Below are 25,947 nucleotides of genomic sequence, written 5' to 3'. Positions count from 1 at the left end.
GCCGGCTGCCGCGCCTTGGCACCGCAACGGAGCGAAAGGGCTTCGCGTTTGCGCCAGCGAAAAACGCTCGCATCGCTTGCAACTCATGGAATGCACGCGCGAATTTCGGAAGAATTTTTGAATGACGGCGAGAATGGTCAAATATTTGCACGCTTTTGCGGCCAAGCTGGGCATCATCGAATGGCACGACCGAGTCGAGCCTGCATCACGGGCGACCCAAGCCTGCTCCGAGGGGCACCATGAGAGTTCTTTCGATTGTTCTGGTTGCGTGCGCGATCAGTCAGGCCGCTTTCGCTGAAGGTCTGGAATGCCGGCGTGTGGCCGACCCGACACCACGATTGAGCTGCGTGGAAACGCCGACGACCGCCCAGGCGCCAACCACCTCCCGCACCGACGCCTGGACCCCGGTCGAACCGCGCCAGGAGGCCCCGGTGCGCGGCGGCGATGCGACGGCGCCGAGAGCCTCCCGGCCCCGTTGAGACCAGCCGGGCGGCAGCCGACGGCGGCTGCACTCGGCCCTGCAGCGGTCCCTCCCCCAATCGAGCCCCCGGACGGGGTTCTTTCCCTTGAAGGGCGGCTCATTCTGCCGACATGTAGATCTTGCCGTGCGGCCACGGACCGATGTCAAATCCATTCTCCGCGCGGGTGGTGGAGGGTCGGTTCGGCCCCGCCGCATTGGATGATCGGAGACCATGGCTTACTTGCCATCGCAAATGAACCTTCTCGAAGCCCTCGCGACCGTGATCGGCACCGCCGCGATCGCGCCCGCGCTGCTGATCCTCTGGCTGGTGGTCGCCGCCGGTGACAATTCAGGCCCTCCGCTCAAGATCTGGACCGCCTTCCTGCTCGGGGCGGCCAGCGTGCTCCTGCTCGGCATTATCAGGACGCCGTTCCAGCATGTCGGGCTGACATTGGAGAATCCCTGGATCGCCCAGGCGGTCCGGGCCCTTTTTGGCGTCGCCTTGCCGGAAGAGCTCGCCAAGGTCGCGGTGATCGCCGCGCTGTGGTCGCGGCGCCGGCAGGTCGGCAATGCCATGGACACGGTATTCTACGGTGCCGCCGTCGGGCTCGGCTTCGCGGCTTACGAGAACTTGGCTTATCTCGTCCAGCATGCCGAGATGTGGCGCTCGCTGGCGGTGCTGCGCAGCGTGCTCACCGTGCCGTTTCATGGCGCGCTCGGCATCATTGCCGGTGCCTATCTCGCGATCGCCCGCACCAGTACGGCGCTTGGCGCCAACCGCCACAATCGCGAAGGGGCGCGGCTGTCGAGCTGGGCGCTGGTGCTGGCCGCACCCGTGATGCTGCATGCGGCCTTCGACTATCCATTGCTGTTGCTGCAGCGGGCATCGACCCTCGACACCGCCGCGCGCCTCTGGCTCGGCGGCATCAGCGTGCTGATCGGGTTCTCGTCGATCGCCCTTGCCGTGCGGCTGGTGCGCCGGGTCGCCCATCACCACACGCCGCGCACCGAGGTGGCGCGGGCAAGGCTGAGCCAGCTGCGCAGGATGTGGGCGCTGCTCCTGCTCGGCGGCGCCGCCGGCTTCGTCGGGCTCGGATTCGTGCTGACCTCCATCCGGCATTGGCTGCTCAACCCTGACCGCAATGTCGCCGCGGTTCTGGTTCCCCTCGGTCTCACCGCGATCATCGTCGGGATGGCCCTTCTGATTGTCACAACGACGATCTATGTTTTCGGTCGCAACCGGATTCGGACGACGGCATAATCCCGGCATCGCGGGGCCGGCAGAGCAACCAAATGCGCATTGCGCGCTTGTCCGGGCCGCAGGTCCTCACCATGTGCGTGGGCAGGCGGCCGCGGCGTTAAGCGCGTGAGCTTGCCCGGAGTGACGATCATGACCCTTCCCCAGGATACGATTCCGCCCGAGCTCGAGCGCATGAAGTCGCAGATGGGCGCAGCCGTGCGCGCGCATTGGAAGGCCTTCCTGATCGAGGGCATCCTGCTCGCCGTTCTCGGCCTGCTCGCGATGATCCTCACCCCGCTGGCAAGCCTCGCGGTCACGATCTTCCTCGGCTGGATGTTCCTGATCTCGGGCATCGCGGGACTCGCGCTCACCTTCTGGGCCCGCGGCATGCCCGGCTTCTGGTGGTCGCTGTTGTCGGCAGTGCTCGCCATCGTCGCCGGAGTCATCCTGGTGGCGCAGCCGGTCCAGGGGACGGTGACGCTAACGATCGTGATCGGCGTCTATTTTCTCGCAGAAGGCGTCGCCACCATCATGTATGCGCTGGAGCACCGCCGCGAGCTGTCCGGGCGCTGGTCGTGGCTGGCAATCTCGGGCGTGGTCGACATCGCGATCGCCGGCATCATCATTTCCGGTCTGCCCGGCACGGCGTTGTGGGCGATCGGTCTGCTGGTCGGCATCAACCTGCTGTTCGGCGGGCTGTCGATGATCGGCATGGCGCTCGCCGCGCGCAACGGTTGACGCCGGAGGGCTCGATTTTCGGGATGACAAGCGGCCGCGCGGCCGCTATAGGATGGGCATGATCAACGCCGCCACCAGCTTTTATTGGTACTTTAGCTACGACAGCTCGCTGGCGGCGGGAGGATCGCGCTCAATCTGACACATTGCAGCAAGATATCCGAACGAGCCGCCAGACCTGGCGGCTTTTTTATTGCCGGCAGGTGCCCACCCAAGAGACCCAGGAGCCCGCCGTGCTGAGCACCACAGACGATCTTCGTATCAAGGAAATCAAGGAATTGAGCCTGCCGGCGGAGGTGATGGGTGAAATCCCCCGCACCCTCACCGCCACCCGTGTGGTGATGGCCGCCCGCAATGCGATCCATGCCATCCTGACCGGCAGCGACGACCGCCTGCTGGTCATCGTCGGCCCCTGCTCCATCCACGATCCCGACGCGGCGGTCGACTACGCCGGCCGCCTCGCCGCCTTGCGCGAGCGCCTCGCCGACCGCCTCGAAATCGTGATGCGGGTCTATTTCGAGAAGCCGCGCACGACCGTCGGCTGGAAAGGCCTGATCAACGATCCCGGCCTCGACAATTCCTTCGACATCAACAAGGGCCTGCGGCTCGCGCGCAGCGTGCTGTCCGCCGTCAACAATCTCGGCCTGCCGGCGGGATGCGAATTCCTCGACATGACGACGCCGCAGTACATCGCCGACCTCGTCGCCTGGGCCGCGATCGGCGCGCGCACCACCGAGAGCCAGATCCACCGCGAGCTGGCCTCCGGCCTGTCGTGCCCAGTCGGCTTCAAGAACGGCACCGACGGCAACATCCGTATCGCCGCTGATGCGGTCAAATCCGCGGCCCACCCGCACCATTTCATGGCGGTGACCAAGGGTGGCCGTTCGGGCATCGCGGCCACGACCGGCAACGAGGACTGCCACATCATCCTGCGCGGCGGCAGCGGCCCCAATTACGACGCCGCCCATGTCGAGCAGGCCGCGGCCGAGCTGATCAAGTCCGGACTGCCGGCGCGGCTGATGATCGACACCAGCCATGCTAATTCGAGCAAGAAGCCGGAGAACCAGCCGCTGGTCGCCGCCGACGTCGGCCGCCAGCTCGCCGCAGGCGAGCAGCGCATCATGGGCGTGATGATCGAGAGTCACCTCATCGCGGGACGCCAGGACGTCAAGCCGGGCGTGGCGCTGACCTACGGCCAGAGCATCACCGACGGCTGTATCGGCTGGGACACGACGGTGGAGGTGCTGGAGCAGCTCGCCGAAGCCGTCGCCGCCCGGCGTGCGGCGCTTCGCAACTCCCCGCGTGAGCGCTCGGCGTAACACTCACGACCGATCAAGCGGCGCGCGTCGGGCGCGCCGCAGATCGCGCTCAGCAGCCGCGGCAGATGCCCTTGATCTTGCGATCGAGCTCGCGGTCTTCCTTGGTCGTGCCGCTCATCGAATTGTCCTCAGCCTGCTCGGCCTTCGGCAGGTCGCTGGGGCGCACCTGACGATGGCCGACCGGCGCCTGCGGCGGCATGCCGCTCTTCGATCCGGTGCCGGCGGAGGAGCCGCTGCCGCTCTGCGCCAGCGCGATGCCATCGGTGACGGCCATCAGGAGCCCCATCGCGATCGCAAATTTCTTCATGTTGCTCCTCCGTGTCAGCGGAATCGGCAGGACACTTCATCCCGCGGCGGGCGGATAGAGGTGCGCCTCACCGCAATAGTCAATCACACGATAGCGCGTTTGCGCAGCTGCCGCATGATCCTGCTCAACAGTTTCATCCGCAGTGAGGTATTGCGGCCCCACCGGCGCCTTGCCGTAGCCGCCGGGGATGTCGAGCACGTAGTCGGGCTGGCACAGGCCGGACACCCGGCCGCGTAGCGTTCGAATCAGCGCCTGCCCTTGCGCCAGCGTGGTGCGCAGATGCGCCGTGCCCGGCGCGAGGTCGCCATGGTGCAGGTAATACGGCTTGATGCGGGTCTCGACGAAGCCGCGCATCAGCGCCTCCAGGGTCGCCGCGTCATCATTGACGCCGCGCAGCAGCACCGACTGGCTGACCATGGGAATGCCGGCATCGATCAGCCGCGCGCAGGCCGCGCGCACCGGCGGACTCAATTCGCGCGGATGATTGGCATGCAGCGCGATCCAGGTCGTTGCGCCCGGCGCCTTCAGCGCGTCAACCAGCGCCGGCGTGATGCGCTGGGGATCGGCGACCGGCAAACGGGTGTGGATACGGACGATCCTGACGTGATCGATGCCGGCGAGATCGGCCATGATCTCCTTCAGCCGCCGCGGCGACAGCATCAGCGGATCGCCGCCGGTGAGGATCACCTCCCAGATCTCGTCATGTGCGCGGATGTAGTCGAGCGCCGCGCGATAGGCCTCCTCCGACAGCGCATTGTCCTTGCCGGGCCCGACCATCTCGCGACGGAAGCAGAAGCGGCAATAGACCGCGCAGACATGCACCAGCTTGAGCAGCACCCGATCGGGATAGCGGTGCACGATGCCCGGCACCGGCGCATGCGAATCGTCGCCGATCGGATCGCCGCGCTCGCCAGGCGCGGCCTTCAGCTCATCCGTGCTGGGCACGAACTGGCGCGCAATCGGATCATTCGGATCGTCGACGTCGATCAGGTCGGCGAGATGCGTCGTCACCGCCACGGCATAGCGCTGCGCCACGCGCGCCAGCGCCGGCTGGTCCGCCGCGTCAGCCAAGCCCTGCGCGACGAGATCCTCGGCGCTGCGCAACGTGGTCGGACGTTCGATCCTGTTCATCGCTCACCTGCCGGCGGCGTCCACACCACCTGATCGATCCTGGTGGCGCCGGCCGCCAGCATCACCAGGCGGTCGAAGCCGAGCGCCACGCCGCTCGCCTGCGGCATCGCGGCCACGGCGGCGAGGAAGTCCTCGTCGAGCGGATAGCGCTCGCCATAGCGGCGCTCCTTCTCGGCCATCTCCTGCTCGAAGCGGCGGCGCTGCTCGGCGGCGTCGGTGAGCTCGCCGAAGCCGTTGGCGAGCTCGACGCCGCAGGCATAGACCTCGAACCGCTCGGCGACGCGGGGGTCGGCCGCCACCCGCGCCAGCGCGGCCTCCGGCGCCGGATATTCATGGAGCACCGTGAGCCGACCCTGCCCGAGATGCGGCTCGACATGCTCGACCAGCACCTTGCTGAACAGGTCCGACCAGGTGTCGTCGTCGCTGATCCGGATCTTGCCGGCGGCGGCCTGGGCCAGCGCCCCACGGTCGCCCGCACCGTCGCGGATGGTCGCGAGCAGGTCGATCCCGGCATGGCGCGCGAACGCGCCGGCAACCGTCAGCAGCTCTGGCTCGGCGAAGGGATCAGCGGTGCGGCCACGGAAGGCGAACCGCCGGATTCCGGTCGCCTGAGCCGCATGGGCGATCACCACGACCGTGTCGGCCATGATCGCGTCGTAGGGCACCTCCGCCCGATACCATTCCAGCATGGTGAATTCCGGCAGGTGCAGGTCGCCGCGCTCGCGGTCGCGGAACACGCGGGCGAACTCGAAGATCCGCCGCTCCCCGGCCGCCAGCAGCTTCTTGCAGGCGAATTCCGGCGAGGTTCGAAAATACCGCCGGTGCCGGGTCCCGTCCGGCGCCGTCAGGTCGGTGCGCGGTGCGTGCAGATGGGTCTCGTTGCCCGGCGACACCTGCAGGATGCCGGTCTCGACCTCGGTAAACCCCTGCTCGTCGAACCAGGCCCGCAACGCCCTGGTGATGGCGGCCCGGGCGAGCAGGAACGGCCTGACATCGGCGTGCCGCTGCGGCGACCACCACGGCGAAGGCGCGGGCTCCCGGGACATCAGGAGGTCGTCCGTTCGGGCCGCAAAAGACTGGCAACCCCGGACAAAATCAGTATGTTGCCGCCCGAAACCGCATTCCGCGTCGCGTGGCGCCCCGGCTTGGTCCGGCGCCCCCTTTTCAGTGTCAGGAAAACAGCTTTGAAAGTCATCGCCAGCTCTATTCGCAAGGGTAACGTCATTGAGCAAGATGGAAAGCTCTATGTCGTCGTGACCGCCGAGAACATCCATCCCGGCAAGGGCACCCCGGTCAGCCAGATCGAAATGCGCCGAATCAGCGACGGCGTGAAGATCTCCGAGCGCTTCAAGACCACCGACCAGGTCGAGAAGGCGACGATCGAGGAGCGCAACTTCACGTACCTCTACGAGGATGCCGACGGCTTCCACTTCATGAACCCGGAGACCTACGACCAGGTCCAGGTGCCGAAGGACGTGGTCGGCAACCAGGCCGCCTATCTCCAGGAGAACATGACGGTCAAGCTGTCGATGCACGACGTGGTCCCGGTGGCGATCACGCTGCCGCAGCGCGTCACGCTCGAGGTCGTCGAGACCGAGCCGGTCACCAAGGGCCAGACCGCGTCGTCATCCTACAAGCCGGCGGTGCTCTCCAACGGCGTTCGCACCGGCGTGCCGGCGCACATCACGGTCGGCACCCGCATCGTCGTCATGACCGAGGACGGCTCCTACTGCGAGCGCGCCAAGGACTGAGGCATCTCGAGGATCTGACGCCGGGGGGCGCGGGGGGATTTGGGGGCACGGGTCATCACACTCATCGCCGCCCTGGCGGCGATCATCACGCTGGCCGCGCCGTCCACGACACGCGCGGCCGATGACTTTGCTCCGCCCGCCCTCACCATCAACCGCGCCGACTGGCGCGCCGCGCTGGACCAGCTCCGCTCCGAACTCAACGCGGCGCCCGAGGTCGCTGCCGACTTCGCTCTGTCCGCGCACCGGAGCAGCGTTTCGGCCGGCGATGCGCGGCGCAGGCCCGCGCTGGTCCAGCTCAACGGCGTGACCTCGACCATCTTCACGGGGATCGGACGCAGTCCGGTCCCCGTTTTGCTGCCGTTCGACGCCACGTCCTATCTCGCCGCGCGCCGCAGCGCCGCCATCGCGGCGCGCGATCTGCCGCGCTATCAGGCCGACTTCCAGACCGACCTGTTCGATGCCGGCCCGTCCGGCTACGATGCCGTGTTCTCGCTGCCGCCGGAGATGACCTCCGGCCTTCCGCCGCGCGTCTTCGCAAAGCCGGTCGAGATCCAGATCACCGGCTCGCTCCTCACCTACGATGTCGCCGATCCCGCCGGCGGCAAGGGCGAAGGCGTCAAGGCGCTGTCAGCGCAATATCCCGATCTGCGCCGCTTCATCCGCGAGGGCTATGTCCGCTACGCCTTCACGCGTTTCGGCGTGCCCTACGTGGTCTCGATCCAATGCCTGGACAGCGTGCCGCGGCCGCGCCGGCTCGCCTGCCGCGAGGCCTATCCCATCGCCGAGCGCTTCCTCAAGGCGCTGCGCATCGCCGGCGGGCAGCCGTCGCGAATCCCGCCGGAGATCGCGCCGCTCGCCGCCGAGCGCCCGCTCACACTGGATGCCGATTTCACCTATCGGCCCGTTGGCGACATCGTCGCCAACAGCGGCGGACGCGGCCGGAGCGGGCGGGCCGACCGCACCGTCTATTCGCAGATCCGCTATCCGCTGGATGCGCCGGCCTATGTGCATTCGCAGTCGTTCGGCCGCCGGCGCGCGCGCGACAAGTTCGACCAGCCATGGAGCCAGTATCCCTGGCGCGACAATTTCTGCGAGGCGCGCAGCTTCAACGTCGGCCAGTGCGCCAGCGGCTTCGGCCATCAGGGCCAGGATCTCAGGCCGGGCGCCTGCCCGGTGCGCCGCGACGGCGCCGACGGCTGCAACCCGTGGCGGCAGCGCGTGCTCGCCGTGCGCGACGGCGTCGTGATCCGCTCGACCCGGCAGCAGGCGGTGACGGTGCAGGTCAACAGCGGCACCGAGCACATCCGCTTCCGCTACATGCACATGAACCCCGCGGCGATGGATGCCGACGGCCTGCTCAACGGCCGCAGCCTTCGCGAGGGCGAGCCGATCGGCGTGGTCTCGAACTATCTCGACCATCCCAACGGCACCACGCGCCATCTGCATTTCGACGTCCAGTTGTTCACGCGGGACGGCTGGATCTGGGTCAATCCCTACGTGACGCTGATCACAGCCTATGAGCGCCTGATCGGCGGCCGCGGCCGCGAGGTCGGGCTGGAGGAGATCGCCGCGTCGCCGCCGTCGACGACCGGTGCACTCGGATCGTCACCGCTCGGACCAGCGGCAGACGCCGCCGCGGCGCGCGACCGGAACTGATCGCCGGCGGGTCCGGAACCGGGACCCACCGCTCCGGGTTGTCTGGTCAGGAGGATCGCCGATGATGACAGCCAACCCGCATCGCAGAGCCGGACCAGCGCTCGTTTCAACCGCGATTGCGCTGCTCTGCGTGGGCGCGCTGACGATGCTGGTGCGCGACCGCTGGCATCCGCCGGAAATCAAGTCCGCCGAGGCGGCACGGCATTCGATGACCGGCCAGGTCGCCCGCGCCGCCGGCGCGCGCGTGATGCCGACCGACCCCAGCCTCGCGGTCGAGCCGAAGCCGGAAGGTCCCCAGCGGGCGCAGCCGGCGAATCCGTTTTGAGCGCAGCCCCCTTGCTGATCAGTTCGAGCTGACTGCAAGCGGCATGTGTCTCTTGCAACTCCAAGGAGACGGCCAAGGAGCAAGGAGTCACGCCGACCACTTGTCCTCTTCGCGGCGGTGCTCCTCGGCGTTGAGGCGATCCGCAATCTCTTGCGCCATCGCCTCGTTCTTCGTCGTTGCGATCGGCTTGCCGTCCTGGCGCTGCACGCGCTGCTTGTCGGCCTCCAGCGGAAAATCCTCCGGCTTGAGCGGTTCGTCCGTCCCGGTCATGCGCGCCTCCTCTGCCTCCCGCGTATAACCCGCCGGGCCGTGCTGCGGTTCCGGACAACTCACGAGGCCGCCCGCACGGGCCGCTCCGCCGGCGTCCAGCGGAAGGCGACGCCATAGCGATTCCAGAGATTGATCACGCCGATCGCCGACGTCAGGAACACCAGCTCCGTTTCCGAGAATTCGGCCCGGGCCTGGGCATAGACCTCGTCGCTGACGCCGCCCTGCAGCGTGGTCAGCGCCTCGGTGAACGCCAGCGCCGCGCGCTCGCGGGCCGAGAATTGCGGCGCCTCGCGCCACACCACGACGAGATTGATCTTGTCGGCGGACACGCCGAGCTTCTCGGCCAGCAGCACATGATGCTGCACACAGAATGCGCAGCCGTTGATCTGCGACGCCCTGATCTTGACGAGCTCGAGCAACTGCTTGTCGAGGCCGGCCTTCGCCGCCTGCTGACTCACCGCAAGGATGGCGTCGTACAGCTCCGGCGCATGGCTCCGGAACGCGGTGTACTCGCTGCGCGCATGTGACATGTGCCTGTCTCTCATGTTATCAGATGTCTGACAACTTATCAGGGCTCTGATGATATGCGCAAGGCACCGGAATTGACGACCTCGCGAGCGTCGCGAAAGGCTGGCCCCGCGCGTCGGCCCAGGAGTCAAACCGGGACTCGACCCAGGACGGCGGCCCGCCCGCCATCGCCCGGCGAGGGCAAGCGCGGCGAGGACGGCTACCTTGCCTATCTGCTGCGCCAGGCGCAGGCCGCGGCGCGGTTGTCGCTCGACCGCGCGCTCATCGCGACCGGGCTGACGCATCCGCAATTCGTGGTGCTGACGATGCTGAAGGCCTATCCCGGGCTGTCCGGCGCCGACCTCGCCCGCGTCGCGCTGCTGACGCCGCAGACCGTCAACGTGATCATCGGAAATCTCGAACGCGACGGCGCCATCGAGCGGACGCCGCATCCCGTCCACGGTCGGATGCTGCGATGGAGCCTGACGCGCCGCGGGCTGGCGCTGCTGGCCAAGGCGCGCCGGCAGGCCACCATCATCGAGCGCAGGCTGGCCCGCGGCTTGAAACGGAGCGAGCTCGCGACCATCCGCCGCTGGCTGGCGCACGTCGCCGCCGACCTCCACGGCGCCTAGCGGGTTCCCGCCGCTCCCAAGGCTTTGCCGCGCCCCGCCCTGACCGGGTAGACTGGCGCCATGACCCAGCCCGATTCCATGACCCGCCGCGCCTTGCTCCGCTCCGGCTTTGGCGCTGCCGCGCTGCTCGTCCCCGCGCTGCCGGTAGCGGCTGCCCCAGCCGAATTCGAGACCTGGCGCGACGGGTTTCGCGCCCGCGCGCTCGCCAAGGGCATCTCGCCGGCCACCTGGACGCGGGTCATGGCGCGGCTCGAGCCCGACATGACCGTGTTCAAGGAGATGCGCAACCAGCCGGAGTTCAAGGAGCAGCTCTGGCAGTACATCAACCGTCGCGTCTCCGACTGGCGCGTCATCAACGGCAAGATCGCGCTGCAGAAGAACGAGGCGCTGTTCGCCCGCATCGAGAAGGACTTTGGCGTCGAGCGCGGCACGCTTCTCGCGCTGTGGGGCGTCGAGTCCGCGTTCGGCGATCCCCTGGTGCAGCAGAACCACATGCGCCCGGTGTTTCCGGCGCTCGCCGCGCTCGCCTGGAACGAGCCGCGGCGCAAGGCCTATTGGGAGACCGAGCTCACCAATGCGCTGAAGATCGTCGATCGCGGCTGGAGCACGCCGGAGGAGATGCGCGGCTCCTGGGCCGGCGCCATGGGTCACACGCAATGGATGCCCGAGGTCTGGCTCAATGTCGGCTTCGACTATGACGGCGACGGCAAGATCAACCCGTTCGGCCGGCCCGACGACGCGCTCGGCTCGACCGCGCGCTATCTCGTCAACCGCGGCAAATATCACCGCGGCGAGCACTGGGGCTACGAGGTGCGCGCGCCTGGCAACATGTCGGGCAGTCGCAGCTATGCGGCGTGGCAGGCGGCCGGCGTCACCCGCGCCGACGGCCAGCCGTTCCCGCAGCCCAATGCGTCAGCGCAGCTCTGGATCCCGGTCGCAGGCGGCCCCGCCTTCCTGCTCGGCCCGAACTTCTACTCGGTGAAGTCCTACAATCCGGCCATGAGCTACGCGCTCGCGATCTGCCATCTCGGCGACCGCATCGTCGGCGCACCGGCGTTCCTGCAGCCCTTCCCCGGCTCGGAGCGCGCGCTGACCTTGTCCGAGGTGCAGGAGATGCAGAAGCGCCTGACCGCAGCCGGCTTCGACACCGGCGGCACCGACGGCCGCGTCGGCAACGACACCATGAAAGCGATCCGCGACTTCCAGGCCAAGGCCGGCCTCCAGCCGGCCGACGGCTATGGCGGGCTCAAGGTGCTGGCGAAGCTGCGGCAAGGCGGCTGACGGCCGTCCGCGCGGGTCGGATCGCGCATACGTGCTTACCGCTCGCCGCACGAATTCATCGGGATCAGGAACCTATCGACCGGAGTGAGCAATGACGATGATCGTGGCCGAGCGCACCTACCGGAATGTGGCGACAGGCAACGATGTCGCCGCGCGGGTGTTCGCGCCCGAACGGGTCGACGACTTCGAGTGGCGCTGCAGGATTGCCATCGAGGGGCTGGAGAGCCCCGTCGACAAGTGGATCAGCGGTGTCGACTCGTTTCAGTCGCTGTGTCTGGGGCTGAAACTCCTCTGCAGGCTGCTTACGGAGGACGAGGGGAGCCTCGCCTTCCTCAATGGAGACCCCGGTGACGTCGATGTCCCGCTGATCGCAGACTGCTGCTTTCCGCAAACGCGCACCGAGGCTTTGCGCTTCATCACCGAGCGCGACCGCGAGCTGCTCGACGCCCTGCCTGGTCCGATCCCGTCGGTGCCGCCGGAAAATGTACCCGAGACGAAATTGACCGAGGTTGTCGCCGAGCGTGTGCTGCGCGATGTGACGACGGACACCGCCGTCGTCGCCAGACTGTCCGCGCCCAGACGGGCCGGACCGAGATCCTGGTACTGTGACATTGAAATTCGCGGCTTGGGCAACCCGTTCGAAATGGCCATCTCCGGCGTGGATTCGTTCCAGGCCTTGTATCTGGGCCTTTACCGGACCTGCGTCCATCTGGAAAAGCACGAGCATCACCTGGCCGATGCCGTGGACGGCGCACCGGCGGGAGACGCCAATCTTCCCTTCATCTCGTTCTGTCCGCCCGAGGCGAAGCAAGAGGTCCATCGCTACATGCACGACAAGCTCACGACGGAGGCCCGGCCGTAGCGACGGCGCGGAGTACGACGACCACTGGTCATTGTTCGCGATGACGGAGGGCTGAGGGCCTCCTCGATTGCGGCCACGGTCACACCTTGGCCGCCCACACGCCGGCTAGACTTCAGTGCCCTAGCTCTGGGCGGCGAATACGAATTGCGGGGATTGTTTGTAGGTTCCCTGAACTACACCATGGGAACTCAAACTTCATAGGACAGTCGTATTGTCCAACTGGACACAATTTACCCATTCTTTTGATCTGATTTCGAGCATCTGACGGCATGTTTATCAGTATGCGTGTGTACATCAACTAACAACGGAGCGACGCCATGCGTGTCGCGTTGATCCTCATCGTCATGGCAACCATGACGTCTCCATCGCAAGCGTCTCCTTCGTGTATGAACAAGAGCGAGGCGCGTCATCACTTCGGTTCGGTGCATATTTACTGGCATGGCTCAAACCACTGTTGGGACGCCACACCAATGACGAGGCGCCGCCACATAGCGAGAGTTGAACGCCAAACTGCCGAGCGCAAGCTGCAGAAGGAGCAGCCGCCGCATTGGCGCGACGCGCGATCGGAAATGTTGGCCGCCGCCCGGCCGTTTGAGCCGAGCACTGAATCAGACGACCCGCCCGAGACGACGATGACCAGATCCAACTGGTCAGCGCGGTGGATCGATGTCGCGCAAGTTGGTCCAGTGTCTCTCCCCCAGAGCCTCCCCGCCTCCATACCCGCAGCGTCAAATTCCAAACATCAGGCCGAATCCGGCGCGGAGTCTTATGGCGTCGCCCTGATCGTTGTAGGCTCAATGTTGCTGCTTATCGTTGTCGTCGGATTCATGTTCCGACCTGGCGATACGCGCATAGGAGTGATGTTCGCGGCCGTGCACCGCCGAATGTACTCTTGAGTTCGTGGCCGCTCGCAAGTTCTCTCCGACCACGACACGCTGCCACCGACTGGATCACGATTTGGCCGTCGCCTCGCGGTGGCCGGACCTCGACGCCCGCGCCTTGGGCTGCGACGCGCTCGCCGCCTTCACGCGGATGCGCACCGAGCCGCCGCCCTTGGACTGTTCCTCGATCTCGAAACCGCCCGTCTTGCGCACGAGGTCGCTGAGCTTGCGGCAGCCATAGGTGCGTGGGTCGAAGTCGGAGACCAGGTTGGAGAGCTGCTTGCCGACCTCGCCGAGCGCGACCCAGCCGTCCTCGCTCTCCATCTGCGTGATGACCTTCTTGATCATCGGCGTCGCCGCGCTGATCGGCAGCAGCGACTTCGGCGCCGCAGCGCTGTCCGCGTCCTTGCTGCTCGCCGCGTCGCTGCGCAAATTCTCCGTGTAGATGAACCTGCGGCAGGCCTGCCGAAAGCTCTCCGGCGTCTTCTGCTCGCCGAAGCCGAACACGTCGATGCCCTGCTCGCGGATGCGCGCCGCCAGCCGGGTGAAGTCGCTGTCGGACGACACCAGGCAGAAGCCGTCGAAGCGTCCGCTATGCAACAGGTCCATCGCATCGATCACCAGCGTGATGTCGGAGGCGTTCTTGCCGGTCGTGTAGGCGAACTGCTGCTGCGGCACGATCGCGTGGCGCGCCAGCGTATCGGCCCACGGCCTCGAGCGCGGGCTGGAGAAGTCGCCATAGATCCGGCGCACGCTCGCCTCGCCGATCTTGGCGATCTCCTCGAACAGCCCGTCGACGATCTTGGCGGAGGCATTGTCGGCGTCGATCAGGACGGCCAGACGCGGCGAGCGGGGTTCGGACGGCATCAGATGGTCCTTGAGTAGGCCTTGGTCTCATTCCTTATACGCGGGCCGACGTCCATTCGAATGATTTTCTTGAAGCGAATGACGAGACTCGCGATGCGCGACAGGGCGCGGCCACGCAAGGCGCGGCGTGCAGGCCACAGAGATATGCGCTGCTGCGCCCCCCACCATTCGTATACGAACAAATTCCGGGTTCCCGGCCCGTTCTGACGATCGTTTTCACCTTCTCTTAATTGGCGTCGCACAACGATGCTCGCGATCCAACAATGGGATCTGCGGCAAATGATCAAGGAAGGCACCTATTCGGCCTGGTTCAGGACCCCCAAGGGCCAGGGAACCGGGATCGTCGAGCTGGTGGGTGGCAAGGTGTGCGGCGGCGACACCGTGCTGAGCTATGCCGGAAGCTACGAGGCCCATGGCGATCGTTTCACCGCCATCATCAAGACGAAGCGCCATGCCCCGGGACAGCCGTCGTTGTTCGGCCCCGACGAGCTGACGCTCAGCCTCGAAGGATGCTGCAGAGGCACGCCCGTCACGTGCACCGGTTATGCCGCGGAAGCACCCGACGTGCCGTTCGAGGCGTTGCTGCTGTTCTCGGCGTCCGACGACGCCCCATCTCCGCCCGCGCCCCGGCCGACGGCAAAATTCAGTCCCGATCATCTGCCGAAGCCGTCCTGGCGCTAGCATCCGACGCGATTGACGTCATCCTTTCCCCTGGGAACCGAACGCCTACGCGGTCGCCAGCGGCAGCTTGCGTTCGGCCACGATCCGCACCGGCGGAAACACGACGCAATCAATCGCATCGAACACGACCTCAAAGCGGCCGACGAACGAGCGCGCAAACGCCATCGCATCGTCGCGCCGGTCATTCGAGATCCGCGTGCCCAGCGTGCAGTGAGGCACCCACGCGCCGGGACGATAGTGCGGCCGGCAAAGCAGCGGATCGATCGCTGCCGAGATCGATGCATGCCATCGCAACAGCGTCGCGTTCATCTCAGGCTCGGCCCACAGCACGCAACGAGGGTGCAAGAACCAGCGGACCCGATTGAAAGCGATCCGCAGCGCCGTGTCGCCTTGAACGGCCACGCGCATTACGCGCGAAGCCGTCTCGACGTCGATCTCAGGCGCGTCATAGATCGCGAAGGTGAAGTGCGGCCGGTAGCGCAGCTCGCGCATCGACGGCGCGTCCTCGAAAGCCGCGACCTGCTTCCACAGGTGCTCGATCTCGCATGAAGAGGCGTCGTCGGATCGGAGGTTGATCGCCAGGGCCATCGACGTCCTGCTCAAGGAACCGACGCGGTGATCTTGCCGACGAGATCGAGGAAGCGCTGCGTTCGGACGCCTGTCCGATTCACGGCCAGATCGACCAGCTCGACGACCACCAGGTGCTTCGAGGGAACGACCACGATCTGCTGTCCGCCGTAGCCGGAGGCAAAATAGCCGCTGATGCCGGATCGGACGCTGCTGAAGGTCCACCAGAGATAGCCGTAACCCCGTCCGGGCTGCTCGGTGTCCGAGAGACGGCTGGTCGATTCCGTCACCCATGTCGGCGGGATCAGTTGAGCCCCATTCCAGCGTCCGCCGTTCAGGAACAGCAGGCCAAACCTCGCCAGGTCTCGCGCGCTCATCCGAAACACATAGGCCGGATGCGACGAGGAGGCTTCCTTCACGTACACGCCGTCTGCGGCGGAGAAATCCTCCATCCCGATCGGCCGGCCGATCCGTCTGTCGAAGCTTGCGAACACGTCGTCGACGGACTGCCGATAGATCGTGCCGAGCGCGTTGAAATCCCAGTTGTTGTAGTACCAGAAACTGCCCGGCGGATGGCTCTCGCGCGCCGGCCGCCTCTGCTTCATCTGCCCCGTCTCATAGGACGCGAGATGATAGACCCCGGAGCGCGCCATCAGTAGCTGACGCACCGTCGCGGTCTGCTCGGCCGGCGAAAGCCCCGGCGGAACGTCGTCGATCTCGAGCGCGGCAAGCGTGCTGTCGAGGTTGATCCGGCCGGCTTCGACGGCGATGCCATACAACGCGCTGAGCAGACTCTTGCGCACGGACCGGACATTGACCTTCGCACCGAGATCGCCGAACGAGGCAACAATGTCGTCGTCCCTCACGACCATGATCGCTGTCGGCTTCTGTTCGACCGCAAACTCCTGCACCTCGCGTGCGATCGGTGCAGACCAGGGCGTCTCGTCCGGGCTTGCCGTCCGCCAATGCAGTCCCGGCTCGGCCTGAGCCCAGGACCAACCCATCGCAAGGATTGCCAGCACGGCAAGCGGACGTCGCATTGGCACGTTCATTCCCGTCTCGACAAAACCGATGTCGAGAATGCTAGAGCAAGACCGACGGACGGTACAGAGGTCACCGGCCATCGATGTCTCTGTCTGCATGGCCGCGGATCTCCACTGCTCGTGACGCAACATGCCCCGTTGCAATTTTTTTTATTTTCACCCGCAGCATCAGCCAGATGGCCGCCGCAGCCAGCCCCGCCCTCAAACTTTCCGCTTGCTTTTGTTCCGAAAATCGGAAATAACATCCGCATCCCGTCCTCATGAGAGGGACGTTTCGCGATCGTCATGAACGTGGAGGGCGGGATGCGGTGGCCGCGATCGTGTTGCAGCGTGCTCGATGTACGCGGACGAACGGCAGGTTGCGGACGTGAAATCGCGTGGTCCTGGCGCCCCGATGCTGGCGCCAAGTCTTTGGGTGATGATGATCCCGGAGACGACGGTGGCTATCAAGCCGGACACCGGGGAGATCGCGTATAAGCGTTAAGACCTCCGCGCAGGGAATGCCGGTTGAAACGGCTTTGCCTGTGGTGACTGCCGCCTGCTTTTTGTTTGCAGGCGGGCCATGGGTGAGGCCTTCACCCGGCATTCCCTGCGCCCTCTCTTCTGTGATGAGGGTCTTGATCCAGCATCACTCGGGCGCAGATGCGCGGCGAGATTGCAAAGACTTGCCCTGCAATGAGACACGCGACGGCCACCCCACGCTCCGCTGTCGTCCCGGCCTCCGCGCCGGGACCCATACCCACAGGGAGCAGTTTGAGGCAAGATCGGAGTGGGCATCTCGTCCTCACAACATCTGCTGCTGCGTATGGGTCCCGGATCGGCGCTTCGCCGACGCGAGCGTCGTCGAAGCTTGTCCGGGACGACAGCGGTGTTGGGGCTGCTACCTGATCATCGCCGGCCCATGGTCCGGCACGGCGACATCGAGCACGCGCAGCTGCACGCGTTCGACGCCCTGGTAGCGGTCGACGGTGAGCGTGCCGGCGACGTGCAGGATCTGGCCGCGATGCTGAACCAGGGCGTTGCCGAGCTTCTGGCCCACGCTGCGGAATGCGATCGCATTCACGGCGGCGCCGTCGCCGGACTTGAAGCGCAGCTTGAGATGCGCCTGCCCGACCTCGTCGGCGTAAACCAGCTGATGCGACGGCAGCGCCACGATGGGCTCGGGATTGCCGCTGCCGAAGGGACCGGCGCGATTGAGCGTCGCGACCAGCTCGGGTGTCGCGGCGCGCGCGCTGATGGCGCCGTCGATCAGGATCTCGTTGACGTGACGTGCGTCGGCGACGTCGGCGGCGAGCGCGCTTTCGAGAAAGGCGCGAAACTCGGCCAACCGCTCCTTGCGCAAGGTGACGCCGGCGGCCATCGCGTGCCCGCCGCCCTTCATCAGGATGCCCTGCTCCACGGCGTGGCGGACGGCCTTGCCAAGATCGACGCCGGGAATCGAGCGGCCCGACCCGGTGCCGATGCCGCCCGGCTCGAGCGCGATCGCAAACGCCGGCCGGGCAAACTTTTCCTTGAGCCTGGACGCGACCAGCCCGACCACGCCGGGATGCCAGCCTTCGGATGCGGTCACGATGACGGCGCCCTTGTCCTCCAGCCCGAGCGAGGCCAGCGCCTCCGCTTCGGCCTGCGCTTCGGCCTGCTGCTCAATGATCCGGCGCTCGCTGTTGAGCCGGTCGAGCTCGGCGGCGATGCGCGCGGCTTCGGAGATATCGCTTTCCAGGAGCAGGCGCACGCCGAGGTCGGCGCGGCCGATGCGCCCGCCGGCATTGATGCGCGGTCCCAGCATGAAGCCGAGATGCCAGGCTTCGGGCGGACCGTTGAGCCGGGCGACATCCATCAGCGCGGTGTGCCCGACATGGTCGCGCCGGCGCATCGCGATCAGGCCCTTGGCGACGAAGGCGCGGTTGAGCGCGATCAGCGGCGCGACGTCGGCGACGGTGCCGAGCGCGACGTGATGCAGCATGCTGAGCAGATCCGGCTCCGGGCGCGTGCTGCTCCAGAAGCCGCGGCCGCGCAGCTCGCGATTGACCGCAACCAGCGTGACCAGCGTCAGCCCGACCGCGGCGAGATAGCCGAGGCCGGAAAGATCATCCGGCCGGTTCGGATTGACCAGCGCCTCGACCTCCGGCAGCTCCTCGCCGCATTGATGGTGATCGATCACCACCACGGACATGCCGAGCCGCCGCGCCTCCGCCAGCGGCTCGAGGCTGGTGGTGCCGCAGTCGACCGTCACGAGCAGCGTCGCGCCTTTGCTTGCCAGCGCGCGGATCGCCTCGACGTTCGGGCCATAGCCTTCGAAGATGCGGTCGGGAATGTGGATCAGCGGATCGAGCCCGCAATGGCGCAGATGCCAGGCGAGCAGTGCCGCCGAGGTCGCGCCGTCGACATCGTAGTCGCCGAAGATCGCGACCGTCTCGCCCTTGACCGCGGCGTCGGCAATGCGCTGCGCCGCCGCCTCCATCTGCGTCACCGTGAACGGATCCGGCATCAGCTTGCGGATGGTCGGATCGAGGAAGTCGTTGACCGCGTCGATCTCGACGTCGCGCCCGGCGAGCACGCGCGCCAACATCTCGGGCAACTGATATCGCTGCACCATCGCAAGCGCGCGCGCCGCGCCGCGCGCATCCAGCCGGTCGCGCCACAATTTGTTGGTCAGCGACAGCCGCACGCCCAGGAACGCCTGCGGGGCGCTCAGGGGCAGTGCAAGGGCGGATGGTGCCATGATGCGCGGGGCCTCGCTTGCAGCGCAGCGATTCGAAATGGACGCAGTCGAATCTACAGCAACTGGCTTGCCTCAGCAGGTTCCATCCATGAAACCCACCAGAATCGCCCCAGAACTTGGCGGAACTCACAAGAAATCAGGGAAATGCCGCCATATACGGCTGGCTGCCTAAAATTAGAGCTGCGTTCGATGGAGTGCATTAAACAGCCATTAGGCGAACTCCGTAACATTTCAATCAATTATTACGTCCGATTTGTCCGCCCTCTTCGTGCCGACCAGGAGGCGCGGCAACATGGAGTTCATTGCCGATGCTGACCGCGCCCGAGTTGAAGACGCAGCCCTCCGCCGCTCCGGCACAAACGACTCCCAAGGATGACGAGACCGACGTCTCGGCGCTGATCGCGCGGCTCACCGGCGAGGTCAATCAGATCGCCTGCGAGAAGACCAAATCGATCCAGCAGATCACCAACCAGATGAAGATGCTGGCGCTGAACGCGCTGATCGAGAGCTCGCGGGTCGGCGCGCAAGGCGCAGGCTTCGCCGTGGTGGCCCAGGAGGTGCGCGCCGTCGGCCAACTCGTCGAGACCATCGCGCGCGAGCTGGAGGGCCAGCTCACGACGCGCACCGGCAATCTGAAGAGCTCGATCGAACGCATGACCGAGCGCGCCCGCGGCGAGCGCATGGTCGATCTGGCGCTGAATGCGATCGAGCTGATCGACCGCAATCTCTATGAGCGGACCTGCGACGTGCGCTGGTGGGCGACCGACTCCGCCGTGGTCGATTGCGCAGCCGCGCCCGATGCGGCCCGCGTCACGCATGTCTCCGAACGGCTCGCGGTGATTCTCTCGGCCTACACCGTCTATCTCGATCTGTGGCTGTGCGATCCGAGCGGCAACGTGATCGCCAACGGCCGGGCGGACCGCTTCAACGTCGTCGGTCAGAGCGTGGCTGATACCAAATGGTTTCGTGAGGCGCGCGGCCTGCGCTCGGGCGACGACTATGTCGCCGGTGATGTCGAATGCCAGCCGCTGCTCGGCAACGCCCAGGTCGCGACCTATTGCGCCTCGGTGCGCGAGGACGGCAAGGCCCATGGCAAGCCGCTCGGCGTGCTCGCGATCCATTTCGATTGGGAAGCGCAGGCGCGCGCCATCGTTCAGGGCGTGCGCGTCAGCGAGAGCGACAAGGCCCGCGTGCTGCTGGTGGATTCCAATCTGCGCGTGATCGCATCCTCGGACGGTCAGGGCATTCTCAGCGAGCGCGTTTCACTGAAGCTCGATGGCAAGCGCAGTGGCTTCTATCAGGACATCTCCGGGCGCATGGTCGCGTTCCACGCCACGCCCGGTTACGAGACCTACAAGGGGCTCGGCTGGTATGGCGTGATCGTGTCGGGCGCGTGAGGCAGGACGATCAGCAGCCGAGCCGGTCGGCGATGCCGTTGAAATCATCGGCGACGATGTCCCAGGCGCCGGTGGCGTCGAAGTCGCGGCTCTGCAGCGGGCCGTATTCGGTGGGGCGGGCGACGAAGGCGGTCTTCAGTCCGTAGCGTTGCGCCGCCTCGAGATCATTGTTGTGCGCGGCGACCATCATCACCTCGTCGGGCGCAAGACCAAGCAGACGCGCGGCGCCGAGATAGGTCTCGGGGTCGGGCTTGTAGTGCTGGAACAGCTCGGCGGAGAGCACGAGGTCCCACGGCAGACCCGCGAACTTCGCCATGTTGGTGAGCAGCGCAACGTTGCCGTTGGAGAGCGGCGCGATGATGTATTTGGACTTCAGCCGGGTCAGCCCGGCGACACTGTCGGCCCACGGATGCAGCCGGTGCCAGCCGCGGGTGAGATGATCGAGATCGGCCTCGGTCAAGCCGGTGATGCCGAGCTGGGCAACGAGCGTCTCCAGCGAGCGCCGGTGCAGCACGTCGAGGATGACGTAGCCGCGCTCCGGGTGCCTGCGGACCTCGTCCATCGAGCCGACATAGAGCCCGCGCCAGCCATCGACCAGCGCGGTCCAGTCGCCCTGGATGCCGCGGGTCTTCGACCACGCGGTGAAGTCGTTGATCAGGCTGGTGCGCCAGTCGACGACGGTGCCGAACACATCGAACACCAGCGCCTTGACCATGGACAGGTCGGACATGCTGAGCCGCTCTCCAATTTCGTCATTCCGGGATGCGCGCACGGCGCGCAGACCCGGAATCTCGCGCCACGATCTCGAGATTCCGGGGTCACGCCCCGCGTGCCCCGGAACGACTGTGCTGGATCAGTCGAGGTGGAACTTCGCCAACTGGCGGTGCTCCGCGCGGATGTAGCGCACCGTGCCGGTGACCGAGCGCATCACGACGGTCTCGGTCTCGATCACGCCGTCCTTGCGGAACTTGACGCCGGAGAGCAGCGAGCCGGTGGTGACGCCGGTGGCCGCGAACAGACAGTCGCCGCGGGCCATGTCCTCGATGCCGTAGATCATCTTGGGATCACCGACGCCCATCTTGTGGGCGCGCTCGCGCTTCTCCTCGGTGTCGAGGATCAGGCGGCACTGCATCTGGCCGCCAATGCAGCGCAGCGCCACCGCGGCCAGCACGCCTTCCGGCGCGCCGCCGGTGCCGAGATACATGTCGACGCCGGTGTTGTCGGGATCGGCACAGTGGATCACGCCGGCGACGTCGCCGTCAGTGATGAGGCGCACCGCAGCGCCGGTCGAGCGGACGCCCTGAATGATGTCGGCGTGGCGCGGACGGTCGAGCACCAGCACCGTGATCGCGCCGGGCTCGACGCCCTTGGCCTTGGCGAGCCGGCGCACGTTGTCGGCCGGCGTCGCGTCGATGTCGACGACGCCCTTGGCGTAGCCGGGGCCGACCGCGATCTTCTGCATGTAGACGTCGGGGGCATGCAGCAGCGTGCCGCCATCGGCCATCGCCATGGTCGCGATCGCGCCCGGCATGTTCTTGGCGCACAAGGTCGTCCCCTCGAGCGGGTCGACCGCAATGTCGACCTTGGGCCCGGCATTGAGGCCGACCTTCTCGCCGATATAGAGCATGGGCGCCTCGTCGCGCTCGCCCTCGCCGATCACGACTGTGCCCTCGATCGGCAGCTTGTTGAGCTCGCGGCGCATCGCATCCACGGCCGCCTGGTCGGCCGGCTTCTCCTGGCCGTGGCCGCGCAACCGCGCCGCAGACACCGCCGCCCGTTCGGTCACGCGCACCAGCTCCAGCGTCAGGATGCGCTCGAGCAGCAATTGTTGCGGGACAGAAATCTGCGTCGACATCGATCAACTCCTCAAGACGTCAAGGCGGACATCCGCCATCAAAATCTACCGCTCGCACGCCGCCCCCCTGGGCGGCATCCGGGTCAGGCGGTTGGCACGAACGGCCGCTCTCCGCCTGTCTATTCTCCCGGTTTGAGCATGAACCTATACCAAACGCCACGCGTTTGTTTGAGCAGGGACAAGTGGTTCCCTGGCATCATGCGCTAGTTCTTCTCGATCCGGATCACCTGCGGCTTGCCGCTGATGACCTTGTCGCGCTGCACCGCCTGGAGCGCGCGATGCACGGCGTCCTCGTGTGTCGCATAGGTGATCAGGATGACCGGCACCGGCGCAGACTTGCCGGCCGTCTTCGCCGGCTCGCTGCCATTGGGATGGCGCTGCACGATCGATTCGATCGAGATCTTCTGCTCGGCGAGCCGGGTGGCGATGGTCGCGGCCGTGCCCGCGTGGTCACGCGCCATCAGGCGGATGTAATAGCCACCCTCGTGCCGCTCCATGGGTGCCTTCTCGGTCGCCTGCAGCCTGTCGACCGGACGCCCGAACGGCGCGGCGCGGATGCCGCGCGCGACGTCGGCAATGTCGGCAACGACGGCGGACGCCGTTGCGGCGCCCCCTGCTCCCGGACCGACCAGCGTGATCGGCGGGATACCGTCGCCGTCGATCGTGACCGCGTTGGTGACGCCCATCACCTGGGCGATCGAGGAGGATTTCGGCACCATCGTCGGGTGCACCCGCTGCTCGATGCCCTTGGCGGTGCGCACGGCAACGCCAAGCAGCTTGACGCGGTAGCCGAGCTCCGCCGCCGCGCGCAGGTCCTCCGGCGCGATCGAGGAGATGCCTTCGACATAGACCGAGTTCTGCGCCACCTGGGTGCCGAAGGCGAGGCTCGCCAGGATCGCGAGCTTCTGCGCGGTGTCGTGGCCATGGATGTCGAACGACGGATCGGCCTCGGCATAGCCGAGACGCTGGGCGTCCTTCAGACATTCGTCGAACGACAGCCCCTCCTGCTCCATCCGAGTCAGGATGTAGTTGCAGGTGCCGTTGAGGATGCCATAGACGCGGCTGATGCCGGTGCCGGTGAGCCCTTCGCGCAGGGTCTTGACCACCGGAATGGCCGCGCCGACGGCGGCTTCGAAGTTCAGCGCACCGCCATGCTTCTCGGCCGCCTTGGCGAGCTTCAGGCCATGCTTGGCGATCAGCGCCTTGTTGGCCGTCACCACCGACTTGCCGGCCTTGAGAGCGGTGTCGATCGCCGACAGCGCGGGATCGCCGGCACCGCCCATCAGCTCGACCAGGCAGTCGATTTCGGGATCGCTCGCCAGCGCGATCGGATCCTTGGCCCATTTGATCCCGGACAGATCGATGCCGCGCTTCTTGGCCTTCGACCGCGCCGTCACGGCGACGACCTTCACCGGGCGCCCCGTGCGTTCGGTGAGCACGCGTCCCTCACGCTCGATGAGACGAACGACCTCGACACCCACGGTGCCGAGGCCCGCGATGCCCACTCTCAGGGGTGCGACCATGGAATCAAAGAACCTGTCGAAAGGAAAGTACGGGAGGGCTCAGCGCCGGTTGGCGATGGGAACGACGTTGTGCAACGTTTCGATCCCGCTTTCAAGGAAGCGGCGGACGCCGCGCGCGGCCTGCCGGATGCGCTGCTCGTTCTCGACCATCGCGATGCGGACATAGCCTTCGCCATGTTCGCCGAAGCCGACGCCCGGCGACACCGCGACGCCGGACTTCTCGACCATGAGCGTCGCGAACTGCATGCTGCCGAGGCTCTTGAACTTCTCCGGCAAAGGCGCCCAGGCGAACATCGACGCCTCCGGCGACGGGATCTCCCAGCCGGCCCGGCCGAACGCCTCGACCAGTGTGTCGCGGCGCTTGCGGTAGACGTCGCGCATCTCGCGAATGCAGTCGTCGGGACCGTTCAGAGCAGCCGTGGCCGCGACCTGCACCGGCGTGAACGCGCCGTAGTCGAGATAGGATTTCACGCGCGCGAGCGCCGCGATGATGCGCTCGTTGCCGACGGCAAAGCCCATGCGCCAACCGGCCATCGAATAGGTCTTCGACATCGAGGTGAACTCGACCGCGACATCCATCGCGCCAGGCACCTGCAGCACCGACGGCGGCGGGTTCTTGTCGTCGAAATACACCTCGGCATAAGCGAGGTCCGACAGGATCAGGATCTCGTGCTTCTTCGCGAATGCGACGAGGTCGCGATAGAAGTCGAGGCTCGCGACATAGGCGGTCGGGTTGCTCGGATAGCAGACGATCAGCGCAAGCGGCTTCGGGATGGAATGAATGATCGCGCGCTCGGCCGCCTCGAAGAACTGCGGCGTCGGCTCGGAAGGCACCGACCGGATCACGCCGCCCGCCATCAGGAAGCCGAAGGCGTGGATCGGATAGCTCGGATTCGGGCAGAGAATGACGTCGCCCGGCGCGGTGATCGCCTGCGCGACGTTGGCAAAGCCTTCCTTGGAGCCGAGCGTCGCCACGATCTGGGTGTCGGGATTGAGCTTCACCCCGAAACGGCGATCGTAATAGGCTGCTTGCGCCCGGCGCAGTCCGACGATGCCGCGCGAGGCCGAATAGCGGTCGGTCCGCGGCTTGCCCAGGGTCTCCCTGAGCTTCTCCAGCACGTGCGGCGGCGCCGGCAGATCCGGATTGCCCATGCCGAGATCGATGATGTCGGCCCCGGCGTTCCGCGCGGCCGCCTTGGCCCGGTTGACCTGCTCGAACACGTAAGGCGGCAGACGGCGGATGCGATAGAAATCTTCCATGGGTCTCTCGGCTCCGGCAACCGGGGGCGGATTCGCCAGCAGAGCTGGCGCTGCGGCGGCGCACGCCATGCCTTGAAACCGGTGCTGGATCAGGAGCTTAGCACGGGCTCGCGGCTTGGCTGGCAACGACACGCGGAGGTGTTGATTCCGGTTGTTTTATCATGGCCGCCGCGCCGCGCCAGACAATTACGCCGCTCCGGGCGGCCGATCGCCCAGCCCTTGTCCCTGGCCGATCATTTGGGCCTGGTGCTGGTGCCCGCCGAGGCTTGGCGGTCGCGCGCCGCGAGCAGCTCCTTTTCGATCTTGTCGCGCTCCTGCGGCGAGATGATCGGCGCATCGCGGTCGCGCGGCACGTCGTTGACGGGCAGATACCCGCCCGGCTCCTTGGGCCGGGCGATCGCATCCGCGTCGAGCGAAGGCATGTCCGCTATTGGACTGGAGCACCCGGCAAGCGCGAGCGCGCCGAACACAACGAGCCCCGCAACAGGGGCGCGCCGTCCCGAACTCCAGCCTCGCCCCTGCGTCCCCACGCGCACGTCCCTCAGCCCCCAACTTCCAGTCGACGGTCCCCGGCCCGACCGCAACGCGGCGCATTTTGCCGCAGCACAACCAATTGTCACTCGAAACGTGACCGGCTTGAACAGGAATTTCATCCAGCTACGTGATCATGATGTC

At 66.5% G+C, this 25,947-nt stretch carries 26 protein-coding genes; 12 read left to right on the top strand and 14 right to left on the bottom strand.

Annotated features, from left to right (window positions below):
- Nucleotides 1-692: 692 nt before the first annotated feature.
- The 3 genes from QW887_RS03335 (at nucleotide 693) to QW887_RS03325 (ending at nucleotide 3,754) form a co-directional block, all read left to right on the top strand.
- Nucleotides 693-1,721, top strand: coding sequence for a PrsW family intramembrane metalloprotease (locus tag QW887_RS03335; RefSeq protein ID WP_315751644.1), 1,029 nt, complete (start codon nucleotides 693-695; stop codon nucleotides 1,719-1,721).
- A gap of 129 nt (nucleotides 1,722-1,850) precedes the next feature.
- The gene (locus QW887_RS03330; RefSeq protein ID WP_315712090.1) at nucleotides 1,851-2,438 is read left to right on the top strand and encodes an HdeD family acid-resistance protein; all 588 of its coding nucleotides are present in this window, start codon (nucleotides 1,851-1,853) and stop codon (nucleotides 2,436-2,438) included.
- A gap of 230 nt (nucleotides 2,439-2,668) precedes the next feature.
- Nucleotides 2,669-3,754, top strand: coding sequence for a 3-deoxy-7-phosphoheptulonate synthase (locus QW887_RS03325; protein WP_315751645.1), 1,086 nt, complete (start codon nucleotides 2,669-2,671; stop codon nucleotides 3,752-3,754).
- Between the two features lie 49 nt (nucleotides 3,755-3,803).
- Here the strand turns inward: QW887_RS03325 and QW887_RS03320 are convergent, their stop codons facing one another.
- From QW887_RS03320 to epmA, 3 genes are read right to left on the bottom strand one after another with little or no spacing between them, the layout of a single operon-like run.
- Complete coding sequence (locus QW887_RS03320; protein WP_315712092.1) at nucleotides 3,804-4,061, bottom strand: hypothetical protein; 258 nt, start codon at nucleotides 4,059-4,061, stop codon at nucleotides 3,804-3,806.
- A gap of 36 nt (nucleotides 4,062-4,097) precedes the next feature.
- Entirely contained in the window at nucleotides 4,098-5,192 is a 1,095-nt protein-coding gene (locus tag QW887_RS03315; RefSeq protein ID WP_315826899.1) for a lysine-2,3-aminomutase-like protein, read from the bottom strand.
- Nucleotides 5,189-6,238: an EF-P lysine aminoacylase EpmA gene (epmA, locus tag QW887_RS03310; RefSeq protein WP_316173696.1), complete on the bottom strand. Its 1,050-nt coding sequence runs from the start codon at nucleotides 6,236-6,238 to the stop codon at nucleotides 5,189-5,191. The genes QW887_RS03315 and epmA overlap by 4 nt, the downstream gene beginning before the upstream one ends.
- 138 nt (nucleotides 6,239-6,376) lie before the next feature.
- On the opposite strand from epmA, the gene efp reads away from it, so the two are divergent.
- The 3 genes from efp (at nucleotide 6,377) to QW887_RS03295 (ending at nucleotide 8,924) form a co-directional block, all read left to right on the top strand.
- The gene (efp, locus tag QW887_RS03305) at nucleotides 6,377-6,943 is read left to right on the top strand and encodes an elongation factor P (protein ID WP_315712097.1); all 567 of its coding nucleotides are present in this window, start codon (nucleotides 6,377-6,379) and stop codon (nucleotides 6,941-6,943) included.
- 39 nt (nucleotides 6,944-6,982) lie between these two features.
- Nucleotides 6,983-8,599 (top strand): M23 family peptidase, encoded by a 1,617-nt coding sequence (locus QW887_RS03300; protein ID WP_316194172.1) that lies wholly within the window; start codon nucleotides 6,983-6,985, stop codon nucleotides 8,597-8,599.
- A gap of 61 nt (nucleotides 8,600-8,660) precedes the next feature.
- Nucleotides 8,661-8,924: a hypothetical protein gene (locus QW887_RS03295; protein WP_315712100.1), complete on the top strand. Its 264-nt coding sequence runs from the start codon at nucleotides 8,661-8,663 to the stop codon at nucleotides 8,922-8,924.
- A gap of 87 nt (nucleotides 8,925-9,011) precedes the next feature.
- Here the strand turns inward: QW887_RS03295 and QW887_RS03290 are convergent, their stop codons facing one another.
- Nucleotides 9,012-9,194 carry a hypothetical protein gene (locus QW887_RS03290; RefSeq protein ID WP_316194171.1) on the bottom strand — a complete coding sequence of 61 codons (183 nt, stop codon included), beginning with the start codon at nucleotides 9,192-9,194 and terminating at the stop codon, nucleotides 9,012-9,014.
- Between the two features lie 59 nt (nucleotides 9,195-9,253).
- A complete protein-coding gene (locus tag QW887_RS03285; protein WP_316194170.1) occupies nucleotides 9,254-9,724 on the bottom strand; it encodes a carboxymuconolactone decarboxylase family protein in 471 nt (156 codons plus the stop codon).
- 54 nt (nucleotides 9,725-9,778) lie between these two features.
- Between QW887_RS03285 and QW887_RS03280 the strand changes: the two genes are divergently transcribed.
- The 4 genes from QW887_RS03280 to QW887_RS03265 all read left to right on the top strand — a co-directional run bounded on the left by QW887_RS03280 (nucleotide 9,779) and on the right by QW887_RS03265 (nucleotide 13,372).
- A complete protein-coding gene (locus QW887_RS03280; protein WP_316194169.1) occupies nucleotides 9,779-10,333 on the top strand; it encodes a MarR family winged helix-turn-helix transcriptional regulator in 555 nt (184 codons plus the stop codon).
- A 60-nt stretch (nucleotides 10,334-10,393) separates the two neighbouring features.
- A complete protein-coding gene (locus QW887_RS03275; protein WP_316194168.1) occupies nucleotides 10,394-11,614 on the top strand; it encodes a lytic murein transglycosylase in 1,221 nt (406 codons plus the stop codon).
- A gap of 91 nt (nucleotides 11,615-11,705) precedes the next feature.
- Nucleotides 11,706-12,476 (top strand): DUF6968 family protein, encoded by a 771-nt coding sequence (locus QW887_RS03270; protein ID WP_316173701.1) that lies wholly within the window; start codon nucleotides 11,706-11,708, stop codon nucleotides 12,474-12,476.
- Nucleotides 12,477-12,793: 317 nt separating this feature from the next.
- The gene (locus tag QW887_RS03265; RefSeq protein WP_315751653.1) at nucleotides 12,794-13,372 is read left to right on the top strand and encodes a hypothetical protein; all 579 of its coding nucleotides are present in this window, start codon (nucleotides 12,794-12,796) and stop codon (nucleotides 13,370-13,372) included.
- A 54-nt stretch (nucleotides 13,373-13,426) separates the two neighbouring features.
- Here the strand turns inward: QW887_RS03265 and QW887_RS03260 are convergent, their stop codons facing one another.
- The gene (locus tag QW887_RS03260) at nucleotides 13,427-14,224 is read right to left on the bottom strand and encodes an NYN domain-containing protein (RefSeq protein ID WP_315751654.1); all 798 of its coding nucleotides are present in this window, start codon (nucleotides 14,222-14,224) and stop codon (nucleotides 13,427-13,429) included.
- Nucleotides 14,225-14,503: 279 nt separating this feature from the next.
- Between QW887_RS03260 and QW887_RS03255 the strand changes: the two genes are divergently transcribed.
- The gene (locus QW887_RS03255) at nucleotides 14,504-14,905 is read left to right on the top strand and encodes a hypothetical protein (RefSeq protein ID WP_315751655.1); all 402 of its coding nucleotides are present in this window, start codon (nucleotides 14,504-14,506) and stop codon (nucleotides 14,903-14,905) included.
- 45 nt (nucleotides 14,906-14,950) lie between these two features.
- Here QW887_RS03255 and QW887_RS03250 read toward each other — a convergent pair whose 3' ends face one another.
- The 3 genes from QW887_RS03250 to recJ all read right to left on the bottom strand — a co-directional run bounded on the left by QW887_RS03250 (nucleotide 14,951) and on the right by recJ (nucleotide 19,237).
- Nucleotides 14,951-15,493 (bottom strand): 2'-5' RNA ligase family protein, encoded by a 543-nt coding sequence (locus tag QW887_RS03250; protein WP_316185012.1) that lies wholly within the window; start codon nucleotides 15,491-15,493, stop codon nucleotides 14,951-14,953.
- Between the two features lie 11 nt (nucleotides 15,494-15,504).
- Nucleotides 15,505-16,512 (bottom strand): serine hydrolase, encoded by a 1,008-nt coding sequence (locus tag QW887_RS03245; protein ID WP_316185011.1) that lies wholly within the window; start codon nucleotides 16,510-16,512, stop codon nucleotides 15,505-15,507.
- 883 nt (nucleotides 16,513-17,395) lie between these two features.
- Nucleotides 17,396-19,237: a single-stranded-DNA-specific exonuclease RecJ gene (gene recJ / locus QW887_RS03240; RefSeq protein WP_316185009.1), complete on the bottom strand. Its 1,842-nt coding sequence runs from the start codon at nucleotides 19,235-19,237 to the stop codon at nucleotides 17,396-17,398.
- A 308-nt stretch (nucleotides 19,238-19,545) separates the two neighbouring features.
- Between recJ and QW887_RS03235 the strand changes: the two genes are divergently transcribed.
- The gene (locus tag QW887_RS03235; protein WP_316185007.1) at nucleotides 19,546-20,634 is read left to right on the top strand and encodes a methyl-accepting chemotaxis protein; all 1,089 of its coding nucleotides are present in this window, start codon (nucleotides 19,546-19,548) and stop codon (nucleotides 20,632-20,634) included.
- A 10-nt stretch (nucleotides 20,635-20,644) separates the two neighbouring features.
- Here QW887_RS03235 and QW887_RS03230 read toward each other — a convergent pair whose 3' ends face one another.
- From QW887_RS03230 to QW887_RS03210, 5 genes are all read right to left on the bottom strand, one after another.
- The gene (locus QW887_RS03230) at nucleotides 20,645-21,364 is read right to left on the bottom strand and encodes a haloacid dehalogenase type II (RefSeq protein ID WP_316185005.1); all 720 of its coding nucleotides are present in this window, start codon (nucleotides 21,362-21,364) and stop codon (nucleotides 20,645-20,647) included.
- 123 nt (nucleotides 21,365-21,487) lie between these two features.
- Nucleotides 21,488-22,489 (bottom strand): class II fructose-bisphosphatase, encoded by a 1,002-nt coding sequence (gene glpX, locus QW887_RS03225; RefSeq protein WP_315712118.1) that lies wholly within the window; start codon nucleotides 22,487-22,489, stop codon nucleotides 21,488-21,490.
- 203 nt (nucleotides 22,490-22,692) lie between these two features.
- Nucleotides 22,693-24,012: a homoserine dehydrogenase gene (locus tag QW887_RS03220; protein WP_315712119.1), complete on the bottom strand. Its 1,320-nt coding sequence runs from the start codon at nucleotides 24,010-24,012 to the stop codon at nucleotides 22,693-22,695.
- Nucleotides 24,013-24,051: 39 nt separating this feature from the next.
- Nucleotides 24,052-25,272 (bottom strand): LL-diaminopimelate aminotransferase, encoded by a 1,221-nt coding sequence (locus tag QW887_RS03215; RefSeq protein ID WP_315712121.1) that lies wholly within the window; start codon nucleotides 25,270-25,272, stop codon nucleotides 24,052-24,054.
- Nucleotides 25,273-25,505: 233 nt separating this feature from the next.
- Entirely contained in the window at nucleotides 25,506-25,694 is a 189-nt protein-coding gene (locus QW887_RS03210; RefSeq protein ID WP_315712122.1) for a hypothetical protein, read from the bottom strand.
- Nucleotides 25,695-25,947 lie beyond the last annotated feature (253 nt).

The organism is Bradyrhizobium sp. SZCCHNRI3052, from assembly GCF_032484895.1.
Taxonomy (GTDB): domain Bacteria; phylum Pseudomonadota; class Alphaproteobacteria; order Rhizobiales; family Xanthobacteraceae; genus Bradyrhizobium.
The sequence above is the reverse complement of the archived record's forward strand: the minus strand, read 5'-3'. Positions and strand labels throughout refer to the sequence as shown.